General features: G+C 51.2%; 9 protein-coding genes. 6 read left to right on the forward strand and 3 right to left on the reverse strand.

The window, feature by feature from the left end:
- Positions 1 to 179 precede the first annotated feature (179 nt).
- Positions 180 to 1,832 (forward strand): bifunctional UDP-sugar hydrolase/5'-nucleotidase, encoded by a 1,653-nt coding sequence (ushA, locus tag WC5_RS09620; RefSeq protein WP_000670594.1) that lies wholly within the window; start codon positions 180 to 182, stop codon positions 1,830 to 1,832.
- Between the two features lie 36 nt (positions 1,833 to 1,868).
- Here ushA and ybaK read toward each other — a convergent pair whose 3' ends face one another.
- Together ybaK and WC5_RS09610 are read right to left on the reverse strand one after the other, a co-directional pair.
- Positions 1,869 to 2,348, reverse strand: coding sequence for a Cys-tRNA(Pro)/Cys-tRNA(Cys) deacylase YbaK (gene ybaK, locus WC5_RS09615; protein ID WP_000186623.1), 480 nt, complete (start codon positions 2,346 to 2,348; stop codon positions 1,869 to 1,871).
- A 202-nt stretch (positions 2,349 to 2,550) separates the two neighbouring features.
- A complete protein-coding gene (locus WC5_RS09610) occupies positions 2,551 to 3,345 on the reverse strand; it encodes a TraB/GumN family protein (RefSeq protein WP_000365167.1) in 795 nt (264 codons plus the stop codon).
- A 132-nt stretch (positions 3,346 to 3,477) separates the two neighbouring features.
- On the opposite strand from WC5_RS09610, the gene WC5_RS09605 reads away from it, so the two are divergent.
- Both WC5_RS09605 and WC5_RS09600 read left to right on the forward strand, forming a co-directional pair.
- Positions 3,478 to 3,780 carry a type II toxin-antitoxin system RelE/ParE family toxin gene (locus tag WC5_RS09605; RefSeq protein ID WP_000372162.1) on the forward strand — a complete coding sequence of 101 codons (303 nt, stop codon included), beginning with the start codon at positions 3,478 to 3,480 and terminating at the stop codon, positions 3,778 to 3,780.
- Between the two features lie 35 nt (positions 3,781 to 3,815).
- Entirely contained in the window at positions 3,816 to 4,157 is a 342-nt protein-coding gene (locus tag WC5_RS09600; RefSeq protein ID WP_000806436.1) for a HigA family addiction module antitoxin, read from the forward strand.
- A 57-nt stretch (positions 4,158 to 4,214) separates the two neighbouring features.
- Here WC5_RS09600 and copA read toward each other — a convergent pair whose 3' ends face one another.
- Entirely contained in the window at positions 4,215 to 6,719 is a 2,505-nt protein-coding gene (copA, locus tag WC5_RS09595; RefSeq protein WP_000083985.1) for a copper-exporting P-type ATPase CopA, read from the reverse strand.
- A 261-nt stretch (positions 6,720 to 6,980) separates the two neighbouring features.
- Between copA and glsA the strand changes: the two genes are divergently transcribed.
- The 3 genes from glsA to WC5_RS09580 all read left to right on the forward strand — a co-directional run bounded on the left by glsA (position 6,981) and on the right by WC5_RS09580 (position 10,904).
- Positions 6,981 to 7,913 (forward strand): glutaminase A, encoded by a 933-nt coding sequence (gene glsA / locus WC5_RS09590; RefSeq protein WP_001278188.1) that lies wholly within the window; start codon positions 6,981 to 6,983, stop codon positions 7,911 to 7,913.
- Between the two features lie 2 nt (positions 7,914 to 7,915).
- The gene (locus tag WC5_RS09585) at positions 7,916 to 9,208 is read left to right on the forward strand and encodes an APC family permease (RefSeq protein WP_000982145.1); all 1,293 of its coding nucleotides are present in this window, start codon (positions 7,916 to 7,918) and stop codon (positions 9,206 to 9,208) included.
- A 340-nt stretch (positions 9,209 to 9,548) separates the two neighbouring features.
- Positions 9,549 to 10,904 (forward strand): TolC family outer membrane protein, encoded by a 1,356-nt coding sequence (locus WC5_RS09580; protein WP_016231610.1) that lies wholly within the window; start codon positions 9,549 to 9,551, stop codon positions 10,902 to 10,904.
- Positions 10,905 to 10,937: the final 33 nt, after the last annotated feature.

Below are 10,937 nucleotides of genomic sequence, written 5' to 3' on the forward strand. Positions count from 1 at the left end.
TTATTTGTGATTATTACCCGACTAACATACCTGTATGCGCTGTCTGAAGGAAGTCTCAATGCTTAATACAGAATTTCCATTTTTGCATGTAGATTTACCATCAGCGAACACAGACTTGTCTATTATGTCGCGTCATACTAATTTTCAACACGTTGATATCTGGTCAGGGAGAGAGAAATATGAAGTTTTTGCAGCGGGGTGTGGCATTAGCATTATTAGCCGCATTTACACTGGCGAGTGAAACCGCCCAGGCTTATGAGCAGGATAAAACCTACAAAATTACGGTACTTCATACCAACGACCACCACGGTCATTTCTGGCGTAATGAATATGGCGAATATGGTCTGGCGGCGCAAAAAACGCTGGTGGATGGTATCCGCAAAGAAGTCGCGGCTGAAGGCGGTAGCGTGCTGTTACTTTCAGGTGGTGACATTAACACTGGTGTACCGGAATCAGATTTACAGGACGCCGAACCTGATTTTCGCGGTATGAATCTGGTGGGCTATGACGCGATGGCGATCGGTAATCATGAATTTGATAACCCGCTCACCGTATTACGCCAGCAGGAAAAATGGGCAAAGTTCCCGTTACTCTCCGCCAATATCTATCAAAAAAGTACCGGCGAGCGCCTGTTTAAACCCTGGGCGTTGTTTAAGCGTCAGGATCTGAAAATCGCGGTAATTGGTCTGACGACCGATGACACGGCGAAAATTGGTAACCCGGAATACTTCACTGATATCGAATTTCGTAAGCCCGCCGATGAAGCGAAGCTGGTGATTCAGGAGCTGCAACAGACAGAAAAGCCAGACATTATTATTGCAGCCACGCATATGGGGCATTACGACAATGGTGAACACGGTTCAAACGCACCGGGCGATGTAGAGATGGCGCGCAGCCTGCCTGCCGGATCGTTGGCGATGATCGTCGGCGGTCACTCGCAAGATCCGGTCTGCATGGCAGCAGAAAATAAAAAACAGGTGGATTACGTGCCGGGTACGCCTTGTAAGCCGGATCAACAAAACGGCATCTGGATTGTCCAGGCGCATGAGTGGGGCAAGTACGTGGGACGAGCCGATTTTGAGTTTCGCAATGGCGAAATGAAAATGGTCAATTACCAGTTGATTCCGGTGAACCTGAAGAAAAAAGTGACCTGGGAAGACGGAAAAAGCGAACGCGTGCTGTACACCCCGGAAATCGCTGAAAACCAGCAAATGATCTCGCTGTTATCCCCGTTCCAGAACAAAGGCAAAGCGCAACTGGAAGTGAAAATTGGTGAGGTTAGTGACCGCCTTGAAGGCGACCGCAGCAAAGTTCGTTTCGTACAGACCAATATGGGAAGGTTGATTCTGGCAGCACAAATGGATCGCACCGGAGCCGACTTTGCGGTGATGAGCGGAGGCGGGATTCGTGACTCCATCGACGCGGGTAACATCAGTTATAAAAACGTGCTGAAAGTGCAGCCGTTCGGCAATGTGGTGGTGTATGCCGACATGACCGGTAAAGAGGTGATTGATTACCTCACCGCCGTCGCGCAAATGAAACCAGATTCCGGTGCCTATCCGCAATTTGCCAACGTCAGCTTTGTGGCGAAAGACGGCAAACTGAACGACCTGAAAATCAAAGGCGAACCGGTCGATCCGGCAAAAACTTACCGTATGGCGACATTAAACTTCAATGCCACCGGCGGTGATGGTTATCCGCGCCTTGATAACAAACCGGGCTATGTGAATACCGGCTTTATTGATGCCGAAGTGCTGAAAGACTATATCCAGAAAAACTCGCCGCTGGATGCGAGCGTGTATGAGCCGAAAGGTGAGGTAAGCTGGCAGTAATCTGAAAGTGCCGGATGTTCGCATCCGGCACAATGCTTAATCGCGGCGGGCGATATCGGCAAATTTGGCATCGAGGATCTTCGCCAGATCACCTGCCGCAAGTTCAATATCCAGCCCGCGCTTGCCGCCGGAAACATAAATAGTGGCAAATTCTTGCGCGGGGGCATCAATAATCGTCGGCAGACGTTTTTTCTGCCCCAGTGGGCTAATTCCCCCAACCAGATATCCCGTCGAACGCTGCGCGACCATCGGATCGGCCATTTCCACTTTTTTGGCACCCAGCGCCTTTGCCACCTTTTTAAGATCCAGTTGGCCGGCGACAGGCGTAACGGCTACCGCCAGATGTTTCATATCGCCGTTCACTGCGACCAACAGCGTTTTGTACACCTGATCTGCATTCAACCCTAATTTTTTGACCACTTCATCGCCAAAGTTGGTTTCAGCCGGATCGTGATCGTAGGTATGAATCTGGAATGAAATCTTGTTTTTTTCGAGTAATTTAACTGCGGGTGTCATCGTAATTTTCCTGCCTCAAACAAAAAACGGAGAAAGCATACGCCTGATGGCGGCTCAAAAAAAAGAGTCATCTTGCCTAATAGTATTGGCAGGATGGTGAGATTGAGCGACAATCGAGTTACACCGTCGCTTAAAGTGACGGCATAATAATAAAAATATGAAATTCCTCTTTGACGGGCCAATAGCGATATTGGCCATTTTTTTAGCGCAACATTTGTGGCAAATTCCCTTCTCCATAAAGATGTAACGCACCGACCGCGACCACATAGCGCCCCGGTGGCATAGCGCGTAATTTATCCCGCCAGGCAAGATTTCGCCGATGCATCAGCACGTCGTACAGCGACTGGCTGAACGTATTGGGCAGTGTTATTTCATTATTTTGCGGCGGCGCATTCAGCCACCAGCTCATCATTTGTTGTAGTAGCCGTGCGTTGGTATGCCAGTGGGTCAGCGTATCGTCCAGCAGCGCCAGTCCTTTGTCGGGGAGCTGGAGCAACATGGCAATCTGGTTTTCTGCCCCTTCCAGTTCAATTACGGTTTTATGTTGTTGTTTCGCCGCCTGCAATAGCTGGTAATCGATACCATATTCAGCCCTCAGCCCCAGTTTTTGCGCCTGCGTCGCCTGAAGAACCATCGCGATTTGCCACAGCGGTTGGCTAGAAAAGAGCGACGGAGAAATGCCCATCTCCTGGCTGATGTGCTGCAGATTTTGCCATTGTTCTTCGCTGATGCGCTCTTCCAGCGCCTCGCAGGCAGGCAAATTAGCAAAAGGCGTATCGCTGGTGGAAACATCCGCCTCGACAATCAGCGCATCGGCTTGTTTGAGCTTTTTAAGCAAACGGGCGGGTAGAGGAGCCATATCGTGGCTACCCATATGAATACTGCCAATCAGATGAAAATGGCGATTGCCGGTGAGAGAGATATCGATGGCAGGCCAGGTGTAATGATTACCGCGCAGCGCGGCCCAAAGTGTTTTTACCCGGTACAACAGATCCATACGACCTCCCTTTGTGAAATATCATGCTAGCGCGCGGGGAGGGATGGCGCAAATGGAGTTGATTGTTGCACTTGTGCACAGTGCTTGTGTGCATTATAATGATTAAATAATGGACAAGGAGATGAGAATGGAATGGATCAAAAAATCAACATAAGGAGTTTTCGTGATGCCTGGCTGGCTGATTTTTTTGTCCACTCAACGCCACATCGAAAGATCCCAGCTGAAATCCATAACGCGTTATCAAGAAAATTGGACATCATTAATGCTGCAACTTCTCATCGGGATTTACGTTCCCCACCAGGGAACCGGTACGAAGAGTTATCGGGGAAATTGCAGGAATACTCCTCCATTAGAGTGAATAAACAGTACCGACTGATTTTTAAATGGGTTAATGGCAAGGCCGAAGAATTGTATTTAGATCCACACGACTACTAAAACATAGCTGTCGCGATGACGAGAAAGGTAAAACCATGAAACAGGCAACAAGAAAACCGACGACACCCGGAGATATTCTTCTCTATGAATATCTGGAACCGTTCGATTTGAAAATCAATGAGTTAGCAGAGTTGCTACATGTTCATCGTAATAGCGTCAGTGCACTGATTAATAACAATCGTAAACTCACAACGGATATGGCATTTCGCCTGGCTAAAGTTTTTGATACCTCAGTCGATTTTTGGCTAAACCTCCAGGCGGCAGTTGATCTTTGGGAAGTTGAAAACAACATGCGCACCCAGGAAGAATTGGGACGGATTGAAACAGCGGCTGAATATTTGGCACGCCGTGAAAAGCGAGCAAAGAAGGTCGCGTAGAATAATTTCCCCATAACGGATGCGCCACCCTAAAGCAGCGCATCCGCAATGACATACTTATTCCTTCGGTTTAAACCGCAGCAACCGGTTGGCGTTACTCACTACGGTAATCGATGAGAGTGCCATTGCCGCCCCGGCAACTACCGGGTTAAGCAGCGTTCCGGTGAACGGCCACAAAATACCTGCGGCGACCGGAATACCGATACTGTTGTAGATAAACGCGCCAAGCAGGTTTTGCTTCATATTGCGTAGCGTCGCGCGGGAGATGGAGAGTGCGTCTGCAACCCCCATCAGGCTATGGCGCATCAGGGTAATCGCCGCTGTTTCAATGGCAACATCACTGCCGCCACCCATCGCAATACCGACATCCGCCTGGGCCAACGCTGGCGCGTCGTTAATGCCGTCGCCCACCATCGCTACCTGGCGTCCCTCGCTTTGCAGACGTTTAATCGCTTCGGCTTTACCATCCGGCAATACACCCGCAATCACTTCATCAATCCCTGCTTCTTTGGCGATCGCATTGGCTGTGGTTGGGTTATCGCCGGTTAACATTACCAGACGATATCCTGCTTTATGCAGGCGTTGCAGCGCCGCCACGCTATCGCTACGCAATGGATCGCGTACCGCCAACAGAGCCACCGCTTTGCCATCAACGGCCAGCAACACCGGCGTTGCGCCTTGTGATGCCTGGGCTGAAATATCAGCTTCAATCGCTTTCGTATCGACTTGCTGGTCATTTAACAGCGCCTGATTCCCCAGCAGCAGTGAATGGCCTTCCACTTCGCCACTTACCCCTAGTCCGCGCAATGTGCGGAAGCCATTGACCTGTGGCAGCGTGATATTGCCTGCTTTATCGAGGATCGCCCGTGCCAGCGGATGGCTGGAACCTTGTTCCAGCGCCGCCGCCAGACGCAACGCCTGCGCTTCATCAACATCAGAAAACGTTTTTACTGCGACAACCTGCGGTTTACCTTCGGTCAGCGTCCCGGTTTTATCGAACACCACGGTGTCGAGCGTACTGGCGCGTTGCAGCGCGTCGGCGTCACGCACCAGCACACCAAATTCTGCCGCGCGCCCGACGCCGGAAATAATCGACATCGGTGTTGCCAGCCCCAGCGCACATGGACAGGCGATAATCAGCACCGTGGTGGCAATCACCAGGGTATAAACAATTTGCGGTGCTGGCCCAAAGAAATACCAGATTGCTGCACTGATCAACGCAATCACCACTACCACCGGTACAAATACGGCAGAGATTTTATCCGCCAACTGACCGATTTCTGGCTTACTGCTCTGGGCCTGGCGCACCATGCGAATGATCCGCGACAGCGTGGTATGGCTGCCGACTGCGCTGGCGCGAAACAGCACACTACCGTCCTGCACCACCGTCCCGGCATGAACGCTGTCGCCTTCGCCTTTTTGCTGTGGAATAGGTTCGCCCGTCAGCATCGCCTCATCCAGCCACGCTTCGCCCTGAGTGATTTCGCCATCCACCGGCACACGATCACCGGTTGTCAGGCGCAGCAACATACCTGGCTGAACGTCTGCCAGCGGCACACTCTTTTCACCTTCGTCAGTGACCAGTCTCGCCGTCGGTGGGGTTAAATCGAGTAATTTCTCCAGCGCCTTCGATGAACGCTGGCGTGCACGCGCTTCCAGCATATGACCGAGGTTGATCAGACCGATAATCATCGCGCTGGCTTCGTAATAAAGATGCCGCGCTTCCATCGGGAACCACTGCGGCCACAGGTTAACGCTCATCGAATAGAGCCACGCCACGCCAGTACCCAGCGCCACCAGCGTATCCATCGTCGCCGCACCGTTGAGCAGGCTTTTCCATGCACTGCGGTAAAAATGCCCGCCCGCGAAAACCATTACCGCCAGCGTTATCAGACCGATTACCAGCCACAGGCTGCGGTTGTCGGCGGTGACCATCATGTTATCGCCGATCATCCCCCAGACCATTACCGGGATACCCACCGCCAGGGCGACAATCGCCTGCCAGCGGAAGCGTTTCATGGTTGCGACGGCAGTTTCTTGCTGGCGCTCACGGCGTTTAGCGTCATCTTCAATCGCTTCCGCGCCGTAGCCTGCTTTTTCCACCGCCTGCACTAAATCTTGTGCGGAGGCACTGCCCATCACCAGCGCAGTGCGCTCTGCCAGGTTTACCCGTGCCTGGGTGACGCCCGGTACGCTTTGCAGCGCATTTTGTACGCGGGTGACACAACTGGCGCAGCTCATGCCGCTCAACAGCAACTGCTGGCTATCGTCGTCATCGGCGGTTGCTGCCGGAAGCTCCTCAGAAACCGCTGTCAGTGCTTCCGACGGGATTGATGACTCCGCCAGCGGTTTAGCCTTTGGGTGGCTTACAGATGCGTCATAACCCGCTTGCTTGATGGTTTCGATAAGCTGTTCCGCGCTGGCAGTACCGGTGACGTGCGCTTCCGTAATTGACACATCTGCCTGCTCAACGTCCGGGCGCTGTTCGAGACTTTCTTTCACGCGTTTAACACAGTGACCGCAGGACAGGCCGTCCAGGGTCAGGTCGATAGTTTGTGACATAACGTACTCCTTTAAGACAGTTTTGACTGACTGTGATAAAGGGTAAACCTTCCAGCAAGGGGAAGGTCAAGAAATTATTTCGTCGCGCAATGAAAACGCGGTAGAGATTAAAAAATTGGCTCAATTTGCATCAGGATTAGACATTTATCTCTTTGTTTTCCTTTGGTTAAGTTGCGGGTGCTAAGTTAAATCAGGATGCCTGAAAATTGGCATCGGGATGAGGAATAGCCTCCCGCATCTATAAAAAGGAGTTAACAACAGATGTCAGATGCAAAAAATTTACAGCAGGCAGTGGATCAGGCATATACCCAATTTCACTCACTTAACGGCGGGCAAAATGCCGATTACATTCCCTTTCTGGCGAATGTCCCCAGCCAACTGGCGGGGGTAGCTATTGTGACTTGCGATGGCAATATCTATCGCGCTGGTGATAGCGATTACCGCTTTGCGCTGGAGTCCATCTCGAAAGTCTGTACTTTAGCCCTCGCGCTGGAAGATGTCGGCCCGCAGGCGGTGCAGGACAAAATTGGCGCTGACCCGACCGGATTGCCTTTTAACTCAGTCATTGCCTTAGAACTTCATGGTGGCAAGCCGTTGTCGCCGCTGGTGAATGCTGGCGCTATCGCCACTACCAGTCTGATCAAAGCCGATAATACTGAACAACGCTGGCAGAGAATTTTACACATCCAACAACAACTTGCTGGTGAGCAAGTGGCGCTCTCTGAGGAAGTGAACCAGTCGGAACAGACCACCAACTTCCACAACCGGGCGATTGCCTGGCTGCTGTATTCCTCTGGATATCTCTATTGCGATGCGATGGAAGCCTGTGATGTGTACACCCGCCAGTGCTCCACGCTTATCAATACCGTTGAACTGGCTACGCTTGGCGCGACGCTGGCGGCGGGCGGTGTTAATCCGCTAAGCCAAAAACGCGTTCTTCAGGCCGACAATGTGCCGTACATCCTGGCCGAAATGATGATGGAAGGGCTGTATGGTCGCTCCGGTGACTGGGCGTATCGCGTTGGCTTACCTGGCAAAAGCGGCGTCGGTGGTGGCATTCTGGCGGTAGTGCCTGGCGTGATGGGTATTGCCGCGTTCTCGCCACCATTGGATGAAGAAGGCAACAGTGTTCGTGGACAAAAAATGGTGGCATCGGTCGCTAAACAACTCGGCTATAACGTGTTTAAGGGCTGATCATGATGAACACGGAAGGTAATAACGGTGACAAACCCCTGGGACTATGGAATGTGGTTTCCATAGGCATCGGGGCGATGGTAGGGGCGGGGATCTTTGCCCTGCTGGGGCAGGCGGCGTTGCTAATGGAAGCCTCGACCTGGGTCGCTTTTGCTTTTGGCGGCATTGTGGCGATGTTTTCCGGATATGCCTATGCGCGCCTTGGCGCAAGTTATCCCAGCAATGGCGGGATTATTGACTTCTTTCGCCGGGGATTAGGCAACGGTGTTTTTTCGCTGGCGCTCTCGTTGCTGTACCTGATGACGCTGGCGGTGAGCATCGCGATGGTTGCCCGTGCCTTTGGTGCTTATGCCGTGCAGTTTTTGCATGAGGGCAGCCAGGATGAGCATCTTATTTTGCTCTACGCGCTGGCGATCATTGCCCTGATGACGCTGTTCAACTCTTTAAGCAACCATGCGGTAGGGCGGCTGGAAGTGATCCTTGTCGGCATCAAAATGATGATCCTGCTGTTGCTGATTATTGCGGGCGTCTGGTCGCTGCAACCGGCGCATATTTCCGTCTCTGCGCCCCCCAGCTCCGGCGCGTTCTTCTCCTGCATCGGGATTACTTTCCTCGCCTATGCGGGCTTTGGCATGATGGCGAACGCGGCGGATAAAGTGAAAGATCCGGCGGTCATTATGCCGCGAGCATTTTTGCTGGCGATAGGCGTTACCACGCTGCTCTATATTTCCCTGGCACTGGTACTGCTTAGTGATGTTTCGGCATTAGAGTTAGAAAAATATGCTGATACCGCCGTAGCGCAGGCTGCTTCTCCACTGCTCGGGCATGTGGGTTATGTGATAGTGGTGATAGGTGCCTTGCTGGCGACGGCATCAGCCATCAACGCAAACCTGTTTGCGGTGTTTAATATCATGGACAACATGGGCAGCGAGCGCGAGTTGCCAAAGATAATGAATAGGTCCCTGTGGCGGCAGAGTACGTGGGGTAACATCATCATCGTGGTGTTGATCATGCTGATGACGGCGGCGCTTAATTTAGGTTCCCTGGCCAGCGTTGCCAGCGCCACCTTTTTGATCTGCTACCTTGCGGTGTTTGTGGTGGCGATCCGTCTGCGTCATGATATTCACGCCTCGTTGCCAATTCTCATTGTCGGTATGCTGGTCATGCTGTTGGTAATCATCGGTTTTATTTACAGTTTATGGTCCCAGGGCAGCAGCGCACTAATGTGGATTATTGGCGCACTATTACTAAGCCTTATTGTGGCAATGGTAATGAAACGGAATAAAACCATATAAAATCTACCTGCGCGCAGTGCTTTCTGCGCTGCGCCTTTATTTTTTCTTAATCAAATCCTCCGTCTTATACCTTTAATAAATAAGTCACAAAAAAATGGTATATACAGGATAAAACTGTGATTCTTATCACTTCTTCCTATAGATTATTCTCAATGCGGATGATGGTAATCTAAAACTCGTAGTGTATTCTTAATAAATAACGTATAAGATTTTTAGCTGCATTTCTTTTAATAGGGGGAATAAAACGAAAGAGATGCACAAGTTATTACCCTTCTTAAATAAAATGAGGCTGGTTATAAAAACCAGTTAAAATAATGACCTGGAAGGAAGTGACTTATCTATGGCGCGATTACAATTAAAAAACCGTAAAAATAAATGCCTGATATTTTTAATAAGTTTTATTGTGATGGGAGAAAACGCGCTTGCAGCGCCATTACCACAATGGGCTACCGCCCCTGCGGTTACGTCGGTTGCCAGTTTATCCTTACAGGAAAGTATATTACGCGCATTTGCGCGAAACCCCGACGTCACCCAACAGGCGGCGCAGATAGGTATTGGCGAAGCGCAAATCGATGAAGCCAAAAGTGCCTGGTATCCGCACGTTGGCTTAACCGGTAACGCGGGGCCGTCCCGACAAACGGACTCCAGCGGCAGGCTTGATAACAACGTTTCGTATGGCATAACCCTGACGCAGCTAGTATATGACTTTGGTAAAACGAACAACGATATCAAACTGCAAACTGCCGCTCGTGACAGCTACCGCTTCAAATTGATGGCAACCCTAACCGATGTCGCAGAGAAAACGGCGACCACCTATATGGAAGTTAGCCGTTATCAGGCTTTGTGCGATGCGGCTCAACGCAATATTCACTCGCTGGAAACTGTCTACAACATGGCGGCACTGCGCGCCAACGCCGGCCTGAATTCATCTTCTGATGAATTGCAGGCTCAGACACGCATTGCCGGAATGCGCTCGACGCTGGAGCAATATCAGGCGCAAATGGCGAGCGCCAAAGCGCAACTGGCGGTGCTGACTGGCGTACAGCCGGAGGCGATAGCCGCGCCACCTGCGGAATTAGCCGAGCAGCCGGTATCGCTAAAAAATATTGATTACCAGTCCATTCCGCTGGTGCTGGCGGCAGAAAATTTACGCCAGTCGGCACAGTACGGCGTGGAAAAAACCAAAGCGCAATACTGGCCGACGCTCAGTATTCAGGGGGGCAAAACGCGCTACCAGACCAGCGATCGCTCGTACTGGGACGACCAGTTACAGCTGAACGTTAACGCGCCGTTGTATCAGGGCGGTGCGGTTTCAGCCCAGGTACAACAGGCCGAAGGGCAACAAAAAATCTCCGCCTCGCAGGTCGAACAGGCAAAACTGGATGTATTACAACGGGCATCGGTGGCGTATGCCAACTGGACTGGCGCACGGGGGCGCGAAGAAGCCGGTTTAGCGCAATCCGAAAGCGCACACAAAACGCGAGATGTGTACCAAAATGAATATAAATTAGGTAAACGCAGTCTGAATGATCTATTAACCGTCGAGCAAGATGTCTTTCAGGCGCAATCGGCTGAAATAAATGCCAATTATGATGGCTGGGTTGCCGCAGTAAATTATGCCGCTGCGGTTAATAACCTTATTCCATTAGCGGGAATTAAACAGGGCTTATACAACGACTTACCCGACTTAAAATAATCCTGCCATTATTAATATCAGGTAGGCATCGTT

It is taken from the genome of Escherichia sp. KTE114, from assembly GCF_000407765.1.
In the GTDB taxonomy this organism is placed as follows: Bacteria; Pseudomonadota; Gammaproteobacteria; order Enterobacterales; family Enterobacteriaceae; genus Escherichia; species Escherichia ruysiae.